This is a genomic window from Lysobacter fragariae (genome assembly GCF_054779775.1).
Genome location: NZ_BAAGXP010000023.1, coordinates 1 through 15,772 on the forward strand (window position 1 = coordinate 1; position 15,772 = coordinate 15,772).

The 15,772-nt window shown below is 64.6% G+C and carries 12 protein-coding genes and 7 tRNA genes; 4 read left to right on the plus strand and 15 right to left on the minus strand.

The genetic code is table 11. The features are described 5' to 3' along the window. Positions 1-635: 635 nt before the first annotated feature. Positions 636-1,430 (plus strand): enoyl-ACP reductase FabI, encoded by a 795-nt coding sequence (locus ACYVD7_RS14380; RefSeq protein ID WP_460764582.1) that lies wholly within the window; start codon positions 636-638, stop codon positions 1,428-1,430. 267 nt (positions 1,431-1,697) lie between these two features. Continuing rightward, positions 1,698-2,150: a hypothetical protein gene (locus ACYVD7_RS14385; protein WP_460764584.1), complete on the plus strand. Its 453-nt coding sequence runs from the start codon at positions 1,698-1,700 to the stop codon at positions 2,148-2,150. A gap of 434 nt (positions 2,151-2,584) precedes the next feature. On the opposite strand, the gene ACYVD7_RS14390 is transcribed toward ACYVD7_RS14385, so the two are convergent. Continuing rightward, entirely contained in the window at positions 2,585-3,055 is a 471-nt protein-coding gene (locus tag ACYVD7_RS14390) for a hypothetical protein (protein ID WP_460764585.1), read from the minus strand. Between ACYVD7_RS14390 and ACYVD7_RS14395 the strand changes: the two genes are divergently transcribed. Next, a complete protein-coding gene (locus tag ACYVD7_RS14395; protein WP_460764587.1) occupies positions 3,054-3,350 on the plus strand; it encodes a hypothetical protein in 297 nt (98 codons plus the stop codon). The genes ACYVD7_RS14390 and ACYVD7_RS14395 overlap by 2 nt on opposite strands. Positions 3,351-3,358: 8 nt before the next feature. On the opposite strand, the gene ACYVD7_RS14400 is transcribed toward ACYVD7_RS14395, so the two are convergent. The 13 genes from ACYVD7_RS14400 to ACYVD7_RS14460 form a co-directional block, all read right to left on the minus strand. Next, positions 3,359-5,332: a SurA N-terminal domain-containing protein gene (locus ACYVD7_RS14400; protein WP_460764589.1), complete on the minus strand. Its 1,974-nt coding sequence runs from the start codon at positions 5,330-5,332 to the stop codon at positions 3,359-3,361. Positions 5,333-5,531: 199 nt separating this feature from the next. Then, positions 5,532-5,608, minus strand: a tRNA-Asp gene (locus ACYVD7_RS14405). A gap of 67 nt (positions 5,609-5,675) precedes the next feature. Continuing rightward, positions 5,676-5,750: transfer RNA gene (locus ACYVD7_RS14410), tRNA-Val, on the minus strand. 102 nt (positions 5,751-5,852) lie between these two features. Next, positions 5,853-6,125: an HU family DNA-binding protein gene (locus tag ACYVD7_RS14415; RefSeq protein ID WP_460764591.1), complete on the minus strand. Its 273-nt coding sequence runs from the start codon at positions 6,123-6,125 to the stop codon at positions 5,853-5,855. Positions 6,126-6,387: 262 nt separating this feature from the next. Beyond that, positions 6,388-8,823, minus strand: a complete 2,436-nt coding sequence (gene lon, locus ACYVD7_RS14420) for an endopeptidase La (RefSeq protein WP_460764593.1) — start codon at positions 8,821-8,823, stop codon at positions 6,388-6,390. 246 nt (positions 8,824-9,069) lie between these two features. Next, on the minus strand, positions 9,070-10,353 hold the full coding sequence (gene clpX / locus ACYVD7_RS14425) for an ATP-dependent Clp protease ATP-binding subunit ClpX (protein WP_460764595.1): 1,284 nt from the start codon (positions 10,351-10,353) through the stop codon (positions 9,070-9,072). A gap of 150 nt (positions 10,354-10,503) precedes the next feature. Continuing rightward, positions 10,504-11,130, minus strand: a complete 627-nt coding sequence (clpP, locus tag ACYVD7_RS14430; protein WP_460764597.1) for an ATP-dependent Clp endopeptidase proteolytic subunit ClpP — start codon at positions 11,128-11,130, stop codon at positions 10,504-10,506. A gap of 228 nt (positions 11,131-11,358) precedes the next feature. After that, positions 11,359-12,660 (minus strand): trigger factor, encoded by a 1,302-nt coding sequence (gene tig / locus ACYVD7_RS14435; RefSeq protein ID WP_460764599.1) that lies wholly within the window; start codon positions 12,658-12,660, stop codon positions 11,359-11,361. A gap of 435 nt (positions 12,661-13,095) precedes the next feature. After that, a tRNA-Leu gene (locus ACYVD7_RS14440) sits at positions 13,096-13,180 on the minus strand. Positions 13,181-13,257: 77 nt separating this feature from the next. Further along, positions 13,258-13,333 (minus strand) — tRNA-Lys (locus ACYVD7_RS14445). Positions 13,334-13,383: 50 nt separating this feature from the next. Beyond that, a tRNA-His gene (locus tag ACYVD7_RS14450) sits at positions 13,384-13,460 on the minus strand. Between the two features lie 37 nt (positions 13,461-13,497). Next, positions 13,498-13,574: transfer RNA gene (locus tag ACYVD7_RS14455), tRNA-Arg, on the minus strand. Between the two features lie 50 nt (positions 13,575-13,624). Next, positions 13,625-13,701, minus strand: a tRNA-Pro gene (locus ACYVD7_RS14460). Between the two features lie 141 nt (positions 13,702-13,842). On the opposite strand from ACYVD7_RS14460, the gene ACYVD7_RS14465 reads away from it, so the two are divergent. After that, the gene (locus ACYVD7_RS14465; RefSeq protein ID WP_460764601.1) at positions 13,843-14,610 is read left to right on the plus strand and encodes a Bax inhibitor-1/YccA family protein; all 768 of its coding nucleotides are present in this window, start codon (positions 13,843-13,845) and stop codon (positions 14,608-14,610) included. 120 nt (positions 14,611-14,730) lie between these two features. Here ACYVD7_RS14465 and ACYVD7_RS14470 read toward each other — a convergent pair whose 3' ends face one another. Further along, a complete protein-coding gene (locus ACYVD7_RS14470) occupies positions 14,731-15,738 on the minus strand; it encodes an isocitrate dehydrogenase (RefSeq protein WP_460764603.1) in 1,008 nt (335 codons plus the stop codon). Positions 15,739-15,772: the final 34 nt, after the last annotated feature.

A 15,772-nucleotide genomic window follows, 5' to 3' on the forward strand; every position in this document is an offset into this window, starting at 1 on the left:
GTTCCGGGCGCTCGACCGGAATGCTCAATCCGGCGCCAAGGCCGCGTCACTGCTGGCCTTGGCAATCTCGGTCTGACTTCATCCCTAGCCAACGCGAACAGAGCCTTGTTTTTTGGGCATCACAAAGGCCTCTGAACTTCTGTCATCGGCACCCGGATGATGGAGACACCCCGGCGGACCCGGGAAGTCGTTTTGACGTGGTGGGAAGACCTTCGCGGCGTCTCAGGCAGTCGTTTCGACGTGGTTGGTAGACCTCGCAGACGACTCGGGGAGTCGTTTTGATGTGGTGGGGAGACCTTCGCGACATCTCAGGAAGTCGTTTCGACGTGGTTGGCAGACCTCGCAGACGACTCAGGAAGTCGTTTCGATGTGGTTGGCAGACCTTCACGACGTCTCAGGGGATCGTTTCGACGTGGTGGGGAGACCTCGCAGACGACTCGGGGGGGCGTTTTGACGTGGCGTGAAGTCCTCGCGGACGTCGGGATGGCCCGGTTATCCGGCTGTCCAGCGGCCCGGACGGCGGGTCAAGACCCGCCCTACCGCCCTCTTGGCTCCCGGTCCTCCCCGCCGGCCCGGGTACACTAGAGCCTTTGCTCAAGCCGCCCCACGTGCGGCGCATATACGAGGACGAATCGATGGGTTTCCTGCAAGGCAAGCGCGCACTGATCACCGGCATCGCCAGCGAACGCTCCATCGCCAGCGGCATCGCCGAGGCCATGCACCGCGAGGGTGCGCAGCTCGCGTTCACCTACCAGACCGACAAGCTCAAGTCGCGCGTCGAGAAGGCCGCGGCGGAATACGGCAGCGACATCGTGATCCCGCTCGACGTCGCCAGCGACGAGCAGATCGCCGCGTGCTTCACCGAGCTGGGCAAGCACTGGACGGACGGCTTCGACATCCTGGTCCACGCCATCGCCTACGCGCCGCGCGAAGCCATCGCCGGGCAGTTCCTCGATGGCCTGACGCGCGAGAACTTCGCCGTCGCCCACGACATCTCGGCCTACTCGCTCGCCGCGATGGCCAAGGCTGCGCGCCCGCAGATGCAGGGTCGCAACGGTTCGATCCTCACCCTGAGCTACCTGGGCGCCGAACGCGCGCTGGCCGGCTACAACGTGATGGGCGTGGCCAAGGCCAGCCTGGAAGCCACCGTGCGCTACCTCGCCTACAACCTGGGCCCGGAAGGCACGCGCGTGAACGCGATCTCCGCCGGCCCGATCAAGACGCTGGCCGCCGCGGGCATCGCCGGCTTCCGCAAGATCCTCGGCCATGTCGAAGAGAACGCGCCGCTGCGTCGCACGGTCACCATCGAGGACGTCGGCAATGTTGCCGCCTTCCTCTGCTCGGACCTCTCGGCCGGCGTGACCGGTGAAGTCACCTACGTCGATGCCGGCTACAACATCCTCGGCATGACCGGACTCGACAGCGAGTAACCCGCACTGCGGGCCGCGGCACCCGGCGTGGCCCGCAGGTTTCACGCAACAAGCCGGGGCTGCGCTGGATCGATGTGACCTCCAGCGTGCGCGAACACCTCTTCACTTTGATGAGGGTTTCGAGTCACTGCGATGGACTGGCCTGCATCAAGAAGGCGTGGGCACCCGGCAACATCGCGCCAGCGCGTGCACAGGGTGCTGGCGTGGCGGGCGATCGCACGCGCGCTTGTGATCCGCACGCTTTCGATCCGCATGCCACCCATCCGCATGGCACTGGGATGCGTGGTGCTGGCGTGCGCCCTGCTTGCCGGCTGCGGGCAGCGGCAGCCGCCCCACGTCACGATCACCAGCGCGACATTCGGCGTGTTCTGGACGCCGGCACGCGGAAGCACCCGCTTCATTCCCACCGATGTCGTCCCGTTCGCGGTCGGCCAACGCTACGGCTGGCTGATCCACGTGCATCCTGCGCAGGCGCGGATCCAATGGCGCGAGGAACTCACCCTGCCAGCCGCACCGGCGACCTGGGGCGTGGAACGCATCGGCAGGCGCGAGGCGTCCACCGATCCGCGCACCGTGGTCACGCAGCGCGAGGTTGGCGCTGCCAGCGGGGTGATCGTCAACGCCTGGCAGATCGAACCCGGGGATCCGCGGGGCGACTACACGATCAAGGTCACCGTCGCGAAGGGGCCGTCGCGCACGTTCCACTTCCAGGTGCGTTAGGGAGTCTGTGAATGATTCGGATGTCATCCCGAGCGCAGCGAGGGACCTGTTGTTTCTGCTTGGGAAAGCAGATCCCTCGCTGTACTCGGGATGACAAAAAACTGAGTTGTTCAGAGGTTCCTTAGGGAGCCCCCTGGACAACCGTCAATTCGAACGACGCGAGAAATCCATGCGGTTGATTTGCAGGATTCCTCACTGCGTTCGGAATGACAGTTCCGAGTTATCGACTTGCGCATGGCGGGTTAGAACCCGCCCTACGAATGCGCAACTTGCGATTGAATCCACGATGCGTAGGGCGGGTCTCGACCCGCCGTCCAGCCACGCAACGCCAGATCACGTGTAGTGGCGCTCTGGTTTCGCCAGCACCGCGCGATTGCGTTGTTTGATCTCGGGCGCAGGCAGCGGCGGATCCACCGCCCGCGCCCGTGTCGGAATCACGGCAACCGCGTGCTCTGGTCCGAGATGGACAACCAATGGTCGCCCACGTGGCTGTAGGTGACGCCGGTAAGCGCGTGCTGGCGGAAGCCGATCGAGGGAATCTCGTACACGGTGTCGTACAGGATGTAGGCCGAGCGGCAACCGTCCACGACGCGATGCAGTTCGGTCCAGCTCCACACCGCATTGCGGCTCTGGAAGTGCGAGGCCAGCGCCGCCATGATCGCGTCGATGCCGGCGCGCCTGGCGCCGCTCGCGAACACCGTCACCGCGCGTTCGTCATGGCCGGCGCGGAAGGTCTCCGCGTCGAAATCGCGGAAGGACTCCATGTCCGTGCGCTGTGCGACCTCGAACTGGCGTGCGCAACCGGCTGCATCCTGCGCGGCCGCGGGCAAGGCGGAAAATGCGGTGCAGGCAAGCAGCGCAGCCGTCGCCAGCGCGTGGCGGTGCAGAATCGAATTCGTCTTCATGTCGATCTCCTTCGGGACAATTCCCGGAAGCGACGATGGCGTTGTCGAACGCGACGAACGAGAGCCGCTTGCGCGCGAATCCGACAGGCCAATGCGCGCACGACAAGAATTTTCAACGCAAACCGCAAGGTACGCACAGGTTTCACGTCGCATGGACGCGCGCGTGACGCGACCGCATGAGCGCGGGACCGTCGGCATGCTGGAGGCAAGCCCACAGGCCTTCCGGGACAGCGGACGCATCGACTGCCACAAACGCAAAGGGCCCGGCATTGCCGGGCCCTTCGATCACTCGTGAAGCGAGCCTTACAGGTTCTGCTCGGCCACCTTCACCTTCATCTTCGCGCGCAACGCCTGCACCATCGCCTTGATCTGCGAATCGGCGCCGACCTGCGCGACCTGTCCCTGCATCTGTTCGCGCTGGGCCGCCGGCACGCTGGCCACATCGCCCGGCGTGACCTTGTCGACGGTGAACAGGAAAATCGCCGCGCCCTTCAGCGCGACCTTGCCCGGCGAGACCTTGCCGGCCGCCGGCGGCGCCGTGACGAAGATCGCTTCGGACACGCTGGCGTCGGGGATCGGCATGCCGCGCTGGACCTTGGGCAACACGTTCGGCGGCGGCAGCTTGCGCTCGGCGGCGATCGCGGCCAGCGATTCACCGGCACGGATGCGCGCGATCAGGGCGTCGGCATCCTTCTCGGCGGCCTTGGCCGCGCGATCGTCCTGCACGGCCTTGATCACGCTGTCCCGGACCGTTGCCAGCGGCAGCGCGCGCTCGTCGGTATGCGCGGTCACGCGGATCAGCACGCTGTGGTTCTCGCCGATCTCGATGGGTTCGCTGATCGTGCCGCTCTGGATGCGCGAAGGATCGAAGGCGGCACGCTTCACTGCCGCGTTGGCCAGGATGCCTTCGTTGGCATTGCGCGCCACCGGGCCCACCTGCTGCACCGGCATGTCCAGCGCGGAGGCCGACGGCCCCAGCGACGAAGGATTCTTCAGCGTCAGGTCGACCAGCTTGCCGGTCAGGTCATTGAAGGCACGCTCGCGTGCACCTTCGGATTCCTGGCGCACCAGCTGCTCGCGCACCTGTTCGAACGACTGCTGCTGCGAACCCTTGATGTCGCGCAGCTGGATGATGTGCCAGCCGTATTGCGTCTTCACTGGCTCGCTGACTTCGCCCTTCTGCATCGCGAACATCGCCGTATCGAACTCCGGCACCATCACGCCCTTGGCGTTCCAGCCCAGGTCGCCGCCGCTGGCCTTGGAGCCCGGGTCGTCGCTGTTGGCCATGGCGAGTGCGGCAAAGTCGGCGCCCGGCGCCTTGGCCTGCGCAGCCAGTAGCTTCGCCTTGTCGGCGGCGGCCTTCTGCGTGGCGGCGTCCGCCTTGGCATCGACCGCGATCAGGATGTGCGAAGCCAGGCGCTGTTCCTGTTCGGTGAACTTCTTCTTCTCGTTGTCGTAGCGCGCGTGCAGCGCGGCTTCGTCGATCGGCGGCAACGGCAGGTCGGCGGCGTTGATCTCGACGTATTCCAGCGAGACGCTCTCCGGCGCGCGGTACTGCGCCGCGTGCGCGTCGAACCACGACTTGATGTCCGCGTCGCTGACCGCTGCGGTGCGGTCGGTCGGCACTGGCGGCAACATCAGGATGCTGGCATCGCGGGTTTCGTACATGGTCCTGATCAGGCGATCCATCTCGCCGGTGGTCAGGAAGCCACTGTCGGCCACGGCGGTTTCAACCAGCGATTCCTGCAGGCCTTCGCGCACGCGCTGCTCGAACTGCTGTTCGGTCTGCTGCTGCTGTTGCAGCGCCAGGCGGTAGCGGTCGTAGCTGAACTTGCCTTCGACCTGGAACGCCGGGATCTCCATGATCGTCTTCTGCACGAGGGCGTCGTTGACGACGATGCCCGCGTTGCTCGCCGCCAGTTTCTGCACGCGCTGGTCGATCAGGCGCTCGAGGATCTCGTGCTTGTTGGCGATGCTCTCGAACTCGCGCGCGTCGAACGCTTCACCCTGCTGCGCGGCCTGGCGGCTGCGCTCGTTCTGGAACGCGGTGGTGAAGTCGGAGCGGCTGACTTCCTCGTGGTCCCAAAGCATCGACACCGGCCACCAGTGCGGCGCGTTCGGCCACCACGTGGGCGGCGCATCGACGCGCGCGGCGTAGTCCTCGCGGCTCTGCGTGGTGTAGTCGTTGATGCCCCACAGGGCGAAGGGAATGCACATCAGGCCGAGGATCACGGTAGCGATCCAGCCTGAGGTCTTGTCGCGAAGGGCTTGCAGCATGGTGGGCCGGTCTGTCGATACGGTAGCCGCGCAGTGTAGGGCGGGCCTCGGCCCGCCGTCGAGCATCCGCGGCAATGCCAGGCCGCCGCCTGTCGCGGCCACCCGCATTCCCATCCGGGGATGCCCCTTCCGGCGGGCGTCGAAGCCGTAAAAAGCGAAACGCCCGCGAGTCGAAAACTGCGGGCGTTTCATTTGTAAATGGCGGAGTGGACGGGACTCGAACCCGCGACCTCCGGCGTGACAGGCCAGCATTCTAACCGACTGAACTACCACTCCGCGCTGAGACAAAAATAATACAGGCCGAAATTGCGCAGCGCAACACCCGACCTGCAATTTTTTACCTTGGTGGGTGCTGAGGGTTTCGAACCCCCGACCCTCTCCGTGTAAAGGAGACGCTCTACCGCTGAGCTAAGCACCCAAGGGGGCGGGATTATAGCCCGCCGACGCAGCCCCAACAAAAAAGCCCGGCGTCAGCCGGGCTTCTTGCAGGCGATGCGCCTGGAACAAACTGTCGGGAACCTCAGTTCACCGCATCCTTCAGCGCCTTGCCGGCCTTGAACGACGGGTTGTTCGAAGCCGGGATGTTGATCGGCTCCTTGGTCTTGGGGTTGCGACCGGTACGGGCTTCGCGAGCGCGCACCTGGAACGTACCGAAGCCGACGAGCGTCACGTTGTCGCCCTTCTTCAGCGTCTTGGTGATGACGGCGATGATCGCGTCAACCGCCTTGCCTGCGTCGGTCTTGGTGAGTTCTGCGGCGTCGGCGACGGCGGCAACAAAGTCGGCCTTGTTCATTCGTATGGACTCCCTGTGCGGCGTGGTGCCGCATGTGCATGAAAATTCGGATGGCCGGTGCAGGACGCGCCTCCATTGTGGGAGACGCCGCGTGCAGCGCGCGTGGCCGTTGTTGATGACGGTGCGGCGGGCGATCGGCAGCCTGCGTTATACCAGTGCCCCCCCGGTGTAGCAAGCTCGAAAGTCCGGTTTCATGCGGCTTTCAAGGCTGTTTTCCGCGATTCCTGCACCTCCGTGGAGGCGCAGGAAGGCAATGCCAACGTCAATGCTTGACGTCGACCTGGCCGGCTTTGGCTGCGCCCTCGGCGACGGGCAACTCGGCCGGCGGAATGGCCGGCGTCGGTGCGAGCGGGCGCTCCAGGGCGACATCCAGCACCTCGTCGATCCACTTCGCGGTGACGATCTTCATGCCTTCCGTCACGGCCTTGGGCAGGTCGACCAGGTCCTTCTTGTTCTCGTCCGGGATGATCACCGTGCGGATGCCACCGCGCAGCGCGGCGAGCAGTTTTTCCTTGAGTCCGCCAATGCCAAGCACCTTGCCGCGCAGCGTGATCTCGCCGGTCATCGCCACGTCGGCCTTGACCGGGTTCTTGGTCAGCATCGACACGAGTGCCGTGGCCATCGCGATGCCCGCGCTGGGACCGTCCTTCGGTGTCGCGCCTTCCGGCACGTGCACGTGGATGTCGTACTTCTGCAGGAAGTCGAGGTCGATGCCAAGGCGATCGGTACGCGCACGCACGACCGACAATGCAGCCGACGCGGACTCCTTCATCACGTCGCCCAGCTGGCCGGTCAGCAGCAGCTGGCCCTTGCCCGGCACCAGCGTGGATTCGACCTGCAGCAGGTCGCCGCCGACTTCGGTCCAGGCCAGGCCGGTGACGAGGCCGATCTCGCTCTGTTCCTCGATGCGACCGAAATCGAAACGGCGCACGCCCAGGTACTTGTCGAGGTTCTTCGAAGTCACGGCGAGCGCCTTGGGCTTGCCGCCCTTCTTCGTCTTCACCGGGCCGGCAAGGGCGATTTCCTTCACCACCTTGCGGCAGATCTTGGAGATCTCGCGCTCCAGGTTGCGCACGCCGGATTCGCGCGTGTAGTAGCGCACGATGTCCTGCACCGCATCGTCTGCGATCTTGACCTCTTCGGGTTTCAGCCCGTTCGCCTTGATCTGCTTGGGCAGCAGGTAACGCATGGCGATGTTGAGCTTCTCTTCCTCGGTGTAACCCGGGATGCGGATCACTTCCATGCGATCGAGCAGCGGGCCGGGGATGTTCAGCGAATTGGACGTGGCGACGAACATCACCTCGGACAGGTCGAGGTCGACTTCGAGGTAGTGGTCGTTGAAGGCGTTGTTCTGCTCCGGATCGAGCACCTCAAGCAGTGCCGACGACGGATCGCCGCGGAAGTCCATCGACATCTTGTCGATCTCGTCCAGCACGAACAGCGGATTCTTGCTGCCGACCTTGTTGAGATTCTGCACGATGCGGCCCGGCATCGAACCGACGTAGGTGCGGCGATGCCCGCGGATCTCGGCTTCGTCGCGCACGCCGCCGAGCGACATGCGCACGAACTTGCGGTTGGTCGCCTTGGCGATCGACTGGCCCAGCGAGGTCTTGCCCACGCCCGGCGGTCCGACCAGGCACAGGATCGCGCCCTTCATGTTCTTCACGCGGGTCTGCACCGCGAGGTATTCGAGGATGCGTTCCTTCACTTTCTCCAGGCCGAAATGGTCGGCGTCGAGCACGTCCTGCGCGGCCTTGAGGTCCTTGCGGATCTTGCTGCGCTTCTTCCACGGCACGCCCAGCAACCAGTCGAGGTAGTTGCGCACGACGGCGGCTTCGGCTGACATCGGCGACATCTGCTTGAGCTTGTTGAGTTCATTGCGCGCCTTGGTTTCCACCGGCTTGGGCATGCCGGCCTCGGCGATCTTGCGGGTCAGTTCGTCGACGTCGTTGGGTGCATCGTCGATCTCGCCGAGCTCCTTCTGGATCGCCTTCATCTGCTCGTTGAGGTAGTACTCGCGCTGGCTCTTCTCCATCTGCGACTTCACGCGGCCGCGAATGCGCTTTTCCAGCTGCTGCACGTCGATCTCGCCATCAACCAGGCCAACCAGCTGCTCCAGGCGCGCACCGACGGCGTGCGTCTCCAGCAGCTTCTGCTTGTCGCTGATGCGCACTCCCAGGTGGGCGGCGATGGTGTCGGACAGGCGACCGGGCTCGTCGATGCCGGAGAGCGTCTGCATCAGTTCCGGCGGCAGCTTGCGGTTGGTCTTCACGTACTGCTCGAACAGGCCCATCAGCGAACGCGTGATGGCATCGAGCTCGCGCTCGTCGCGATCCAGGACGGGCTCGACGACCTGCGCGTGGCCGGCGAGCGCACCGTCGCGTTCGCCGACCTGGTCGACCGTGACGCGCGAGACGCCTTCCACCAGCACCTTGATCGTGCCGTCGGGCAGCTTGAGCAGTTGCAGCACCTGCGCGAGCGTACCGACCTCGAACAGGTCCTTGCCGGCGGGATCGTCGGTCTCGGCGGATTTCTGCGCGACCAGCAGGATGCGCTTGTCGGATTCCATCGCCAGGTCCAGCGCGCGGATCGACTTGTCGCGACCGACGAACAGCGGGATCACCATGTGCGGGAAGACGACGACGTCGCGCAACGGCAATACCGGCAGGTTCATCGTTTCGCGGTCGGTGGCGGTCATGGCTGCTCCTATGGATCGATTCGGTGGCGCGCCCGGCGCGATGCCGGCCGGGCTTCGCACGGTTATGGGGCTGTCCGCGAAAGGATGCAAGCCGTAGCGTTCACGCTTCGTGCAAAAGCGGGTGAAAAACCCGGCGAATCAGCCAGTTAGGCAAGCCCTGAAACGACAATCGCCCATGGTCGGAACCATGGGCGACGGGCGGTCGCATCGGCAGGCCGGGCGGACCCGGACTGCTCGACGGAAAAGTTACTCGGCGGCGGCGATCTTGGGCGCGGCCGGCGGGGTCTGGTAGATCAGGTACGGGTCGGACTTGTGCTCGACCACGGACTCGTCCACGACCACCTTGCTGACGTTCTCGAGCGACGGCAGGTCGTACATCGTGTCCAGCAGCACGCTCTCGACGATGGTGCGCAGGCCGCGCGCGCCGGTCTTGCGCTTGAGCGCCTTCTTGGCGATGGCGATCAGTGCATCCGGGCGGAACTCGAGTTCCACGCCTTCCATGTCGAACAGCTTCTTGAACTGCTTGGTGATGGCGTTCTTCGGCTCGGTGAGGATGGTCACCAGCGCCTCTTCGTCCAGCTCCTCGAGCGTAGCGACCACCGGCAGGCGACCGACGAACTCGGGGATCAGGCCGAACTTGATCAGGTCTTCCGGCTCAACGTCCGCCAGCACCTTGCTCGCATCGGTCTTGCGCGCGGAACTCTTGACCTTGGCGCCGAAGCCGATGCCACCGGCTTCGGTCGAACGCTGCTGGATGATCTTGTCCAGGCCGGCGAACGCGCCGCCGACGATGAACAGGATGTTGCGCGTGTCGACCTGCAGGAATTCCTGCTGCGGATGCTTGCGACCGCCCTGCGGCGGCACGCTGGCGACGGTGCCTTCGATCAGCTTCAGCAGCGCCTGCTGCACGCCTTCGCCGGATACGTCGCGGGTTATCGACGGGTTGTCGCTCTTGCGCGAGATCTTGTCGATCTCGTCGATGTAGACGATGCCCTGCTGCGCCTTCTCGACGTCGTAGTCGCACTTCTGCAGCAGCTTCTGGATGATGTTTTCCACGTCCTCGCCGACGTAGCCGGCTTCGGTGAGCGTGGTGGCATCGGCCATCGTGAACGGCACGTTCAACAGGCGCGCCAGCGTTTCAGCCAGCAGCGTCTTGCCCGAACCGGTCGGGCCGACCAGCAGGATGTTCGACTTCGCCAGTTCGACGTCGTCGTTCTTCTGCCGGCTCTCGATGCGCTTGTAGTGGTTGTACACGGCCACGGCGAGCGTCTTCTTTGCACGCTGCTGGCCGATGACGTACTGGTCGAGCACGTCGAGGATCTCGCGCGGCTTGGGCAGGTGGCTGCGGGCCGACTGCGCCTTCTCCTCGAGTTCCTCGCGGATGATGTCGTTGCACAGCTCTACGCACTCGTCGCAGATGAAGACGCTGGGGCCTGCGATCAGCTTGCGTACTTCGTGCTGGCTTTTGCCACAGAACGAGCAATAAAGGATCTTGTTGCTGTCACTGCGGCCTTGTCGTTCGTCGCTCATGCCCCTGCCTTGCGTGTTGCTGGTTGCCGGTCGACCGGCAACCCGAGAATACCACAGCGTTCCGGGCCGCCAGCAGCCCGGGTTTCAAGCCGTTTTGTGTGCGAAATCAATGTTTTGAAGCCGGGTTTCGACCGGCGGTCGTCCGGGCGGTCAGCCGGCCTGGATCGACTCGTCCGGACGGCGCTCCAGCACCTGGTCGACCAGCCCATATTCGCGGGCGGCCTCGGCGCTCTTGAAGTTGTCGCGCTCGGTGTCCCGGGCGATGGTCTCCAGGGCCTGGCCGGTGTGCTTGGACAGCACCTCGTTCAGCCTCTGGCGCAGGGTCAGGATCTCGCGGGCGTGGATGTCGATGTCCGTCGCCTGGCCCTGGAAGCCGCCCAGCGGCTGGTGGATCATCACGCGCGAATTGGGCAGCGCGTAACGCTTGCCCGGTGCACCCGAAGCCAGCAGTAGCGCGCCCATCGAGGCCGCCTGGCCGACGCAGATCGTGCTCACGTCCGGCTTGATGTACTGCATGGTGTCGTAGATCGCCATGCCGGCGGTGACGATGCCGCCCGGCGAATTGATGTACAGGCTGATGTCCTTCTCGGGGTTCTCGGCCTCGAGGAATAGCATCTGCGCCACGATCACGTTGGCGACGTGGTCGTCGATCGGCCCGACCAGGAAGATCACCCGCTCCTTCAACAGGCGCGAATAGATGTCGTACGCGCGCTCGCCGCGGCTGGTCTGTTCGACCACCATCGGCACGAGGTTCAGGGCTTGGGTTCGGTTATCCATTCGGGCGACGCCTGTCGGGTTGTTCGATGACTGCAAGTTGGGGCCTGTGCCGCTCCAGCGCAAGTGGCAGGTGTGGCGGTTTTCACCAGCGGGCGCGGATTACGAAGCTGTTTCCCAATACTTTCCAGGAAGCGCCCTCCAGAGCGCCCCCCAAAAACGCATCGAGCGCGACCGGAGCCGCGCTCGATGCAGGTTTCTCCGGTTTCCGCGAAGCGGAGATCCGGGTAGTTACTGGCGGATCGCCTCGGCGAAGGACAATTCCTGCTCGGTGTGCTGGGCGCGCTCGGCGATCCAGTCGATCACCTGCTCTTCCATCACGCGGTTCTGCAGGCCGGCCATCAGCTGCTGGTCGTTGCGGTACAGCTCGACAACCTGCTGCGGCTCCTCGTAGGTCGAGGCGATCAGCTTCAGGGTCTCGGTGACGCGGCGCGGATCAAGACGCAGGTCGTTGCGGCGGGCGATCTCACCCACCAGCAGGCCGACCAGGACGCGCTTGCGGGCGGCTTCCATGAAACCCAGGTGGGCGTCGGCCGGCACTTCGGCCACGTACTGGCCCTGGCGACGGGCCTGCTCGACGGCCTGGCGGGCCATTTCGCGGGCCTCGCCCTCGACGATGCGCGGCGGCATCTCGACGTGCGAGTAGGCGGAGATCAGTTCCTCGCCCACGTTCAGGCGCAGGCGCGACATCAGCGCACCCTTCATTTCGCGCTCGAGGTTGCTGCGGATGTCGGCGCGGAACTGCTCCGGGTCGCCGCTCTTGATGCCGAAGCTCTTGATGAAGGCAGCGTCCACGTCCGGCAGGACCGGCTCGGACACCTTGGTCACGGTCACGTGCACCTTGACGGTGCGACCGGCGAACTGGGCCACGCGCCACTCGGCCGGGAAGTCGACGTCGACTTCCTTCGATTCGCCGGCCTTGAGGCCCACCAGGGCTTCCTCGATCGCCGGGAACATGGTGCCGGCGCCCAGCAGTGCGGCGCCACGTTCGGAGCCCTCGGCCGGGACGCGCTCGTCGCCAGCCAGCGACCAGGTCTCCAGCTCGACCGCATCGCCGTTCTGGGCGGCGCGCTCGACCGGATTCCAGGTGCGGCGCTGCAGGCGCAGGTTCTCGATCATCGCGTCCAGGTCGCTGTCGCCGACCGTCGAGGTGTTGCGGGTGACGTTCAGCTTGGTGACGTCGATATCGCCAAAGTCCGGTACCACTTCGAAGGTGGCGACGTAGGACAGCTCGCTGCCTTCCGTGGTCGCCGGCTCGATGCGCGGCGTGCCGGCGATCTGCAGTGCGTGTTCGCGGATGGCGTTGCCGAAGCCTTCACGCAGCATCGCGTCCAGGGCCTCGGCACGGACCTGCTGACCGAAGCGCTGCTCGATCACCTTCGACGGCACCTTGCCGGGACGGAAGCCCTTGATCTTCGCGCCGCGCGCGATTTCGCTCAGGCGGCCAGTGACCACGGACTCCAGGCGGTCCGCCGGGAGGCTGAAGGTCATGCGGCGTTCGAGGTTGCCCAGGGTTTCGACCGAGACTTGCATTGCTGACGACTCCTGCTGCCTCGCGGTTGCTTCCACGGGCGCTTCTTGAAAGCTGGATGGGACGGTGGGATGCCGGCCGGGCACCAAAATCGGCCCGCCAGCGGAACTTGATAGTTTGGCCGATTACGGCGCTCGGTGCCAGTTGGGGATGGGCAAGCCGGGATGGGTGTCCCGGCGCGGATTGGCCTTGGGATTTCGCCCGCTTGCGGGCTAGGACGAGCGGATGGCGCCGGAAGGCGGGACTCGAACCGTGCCACAACGGACTCGCCGCAACCCGGAGGTAACCGGCGCCGCAGCGCGCGAATCTAAGGAAGGCGCGAAGGGCCTTCATGCGAAGGCTGGAATCGAAGCGGTAGCGATGGAATTCCCGCGTATTTAGATGGCCGCTCGCCAGCGCTCGCTCAATCGCTCTGGCACTTCGTTGCCAAGGTGGGCTGGTGCGAAAGGCGGGACTCGAACCCGCACGCCTTGCGGCACTGGAACCTAAATCCAGGGCGTCTACCAATTCCGCCACTTTCGCATCGCGACCATTCTAGCCCGCGCACCCACGCCACCTGGACAAAAGAAAACGCCCGGCAAGCCGGGCGTTTTCTGTACTGGTGGGCCGTCAAGGATTCGAACCTTGGACCTATTGATTAAGAGTCAACTGCTCTACCAACTGAGCTAACGGCCCGATACAACTGGGAGCGAAATTGTAAAGCAAACACTTTCAACTTCGCAAACTGGGGTGGCTGAGGGGACTCGAACCCCCGACATCTGGAATCACAATCCAGTACTCTAACCAGCTGAGCTACAGCCACCATAAAACCGGTTTTTACAGCGATATTTCGATACTTCTGGCGCGCCCGGCGGGACTCGAACCCACAACCACCGGCTTAGAAGGCCGGTGCTCTATCCGGTTGAGCTACGGGCGCCAGTGTCGAATCTTAACTGACGCGCCGTGTTGTACAGGATGGTTCGCGGATGGTCGGGGCAGAGGGATTCGAACCCACGACATCCAGCTCCCAAAGCTGGCGCTCTACCAGGCTGAGCTATACCCCGAAGCCGGTACTTTCGTCGCACGCAAAACGCTGCGAAAGGCCGGCTATTCTGGTTGCCCCCGCCTTCCCTGTCAATGCTGACCGACCTGTCGATGGCCTTGTGTATGCTCGCCGCATCGTCCATCCGGCAGGAAACAAACCCATGATGCGCAGCGGCAATCCCACCCTGAAGGAATCCACCTTCCTCGACCTGGGTAGCGGCTCGGTGGTTCGCGGCGGCGATTCCGCCACCATGACCCTGAACGGCACCGTCAACAAGACCGGCATCCTTCTCCTGCTGTCGGTGATGACCGCGGCGTTCGCGTGGAGCCACGTCCGTTTCGACGCTGCCGGCGTTCCGACCGGCCTGATGCCATACATGCTGGGCGGCGCCCTGGGTGGGCTGGTGCTGGCGCTCATCACAACCTTCAAGAAGGAATGGTCCCCCATCACCGCGCCGATGTACGCGCTGCTGGAAGGCCTGTTCCTGGGCGCGATCTCGGCGATGTACAACCACATGTACAACGGCATCGTGATGCAGGCCGTCCTGCTCACCTTCGGCACGCTGTTCGCGCTGTTGTTCGCCTACCGCTCGGGCCTGATCAAGGCGACGGAAAACTTCAAGCTCGGCGTGGTCGCGGCCACCGGCGGCATCTTCCTGGTGTACCTGGCGACGATGGTGCTGGGATTGTTCGGCATCAAGATTCCGATGATCCACGATTCGGGCATCGTCGGCATCGGTTTCAGCCTGTTCGTGGTGGTGATCGCGGCGCTGAACCTGGTGCTGGATTTCGACTTCATCGAGACCGGTGTCGAAGCCGGCGCACCCAAGTACATGGAGTGGTACGGCGCCTTCGGCCTGATGGTGACGCTGGTGTGGCTGTACCTCGAATTCCTGCGCCTGCTGGCGAAGCTGCAGTCGCGCCGCTGACCTGGCGCCATCGCGATGAAAAAGGGCGCCATATGGCGCCCTTTTTTGTGTCTGCACGATGTGGAGCCTCAACGAAACAGGGGCCCGCAGGCCCCTGTCGTCGTCGATGCGCTTGACCGCTCAGACGCGGCTGGCAATCGCCTTCGCGAAGGACATCGTGTTGCCTTCGCCGCCCAGGTCAGGCGTCAGCGAGTCCTTGGCTTCCAGCGTCGCGATGATCGCTGCACGCAGGCGTTCGGCCTTTTCCGGCATTGCCAGGTGGTCGAGCATCTGCGCCGCGCCGAGCAGCAGCGCGCACGGGTTGGCGATGCCCTTGCCGGCGATGTCCGGCGCGGAGCCGTGCACGGCCTCGAAGATCGCCGCGTCGGTGCCGATGTTCGCGCCAGGAGCGAGGCCCAGGCCGCCGACCAGACCGGCGCACAGGTCGGAAATGATGTCGCCGAACAGGTTGGTGGTGACGATGATGTCGAACTGCTCCGGCTTCATCACCAGCTGCATGCAGGTGTTGTCGACGATCATCTCGTTGCACTGGATGTCGGGGTATTCCGTCGCCACCGCGCGTGCGGTCTTGAGGAACAGGCCCGAGGTCGACTTCAGGATGTTGGCCTTGTGCACGACGGTGACCTTCTTGCGACCGGTCTTGCGGGCCAGCTCGAAGGCGTAGCGGACGATGCGCTCGGAACCGCGGCGCGTGACCTTCTGGGTGAGCAGCGCGGTCTCGCCGTCCTCGGACAACGACTGGCCTTCGCCGATGTAGGCGCCTTCGGTGTTCTCGCGGACCGTGATCAGGTCCACGCCCGACGGGAAGCGCGACTTGGTGTTCGGGAACGACTTGGCCGGACGCACGTTGGCGTACAGGTCGAAGCGCTTGCGCAGCTCGACGTTGATCGAAGAGAAGCCCTCGCCCACCGGCGTGGTCAGCGGCGATTTCAGCGCGATGCGGTTCTTGCGGATCGAGTCCATGGTGGCTGCCGGCAGCAGTTCGCCGTGCTTTTCCAGCGCGACCATGCCCGCGTCGGCGAATTCGTACTGCAGGCCGAGATTCATCGAATCGAGCACGTGCAGGGTGGCGTCCATGATTTCCGGGCCGATGCCGTCGCCGCGGATGACCGTGATGGTTGTCGTCATTTCTTTCTGGTTCCAGACAGGCCGACGCCACGCA